Consider the following 326-nt stretch of genomic DNA (forward strand, 5'->3'; position numbering starts at 1 on the left):
GTGCTTTTCGCTGCGTGGCGCAAAACGATGCAGGCGTGCCAGCGCCAGTTCTTCCTCGAGTTTGACGACGCGGTCGGCGAGTTGATGGTTCTCCGCCTGCAGCGCAGCAATGCGCGCCAACAGCACTCCAACACTCGGATCGCCGGTTCGATTCATCGGATTCTTGAATCTGAACCGTACCGACGCGTCAACCGCTCAGCTCGAGAGCTCAGCCGGCAACCTGATATTGCCGCACCGGATGGCGGACCATCGCATCGATATCGATGCCGTCAAGGATCCAGTGCAATTGCTCGGTCGTCAGCGTGACGACCGCCTCCTGGCGGCGC

1 pseudogene is annotated in these 326 nt (G+C 61.0%); it reads right to left on the reverse strand.

Annotated elements, in window-relative coordinates:
- Window positions 1-156 (reverse strand): annotated as a pseudogene (locus FNJ47_RS46865) (IS66 family transposase); the annotation flags it as partial.
- Window positions 157-326: the final 170 nt, after the last annotated feature.

This window comes from Bradyrhizobium uaiense, from assembly GCF_010811875.1.
In the GTDB taxonomy this organism is placed as follows: domain Bacteria; phylum Pseudomonadota; class Alphaproteobacteria; order Rhizobiales; family Xanthobacteraceae; genus Bradyrhizobium; species Bradyrhizobium uaiense.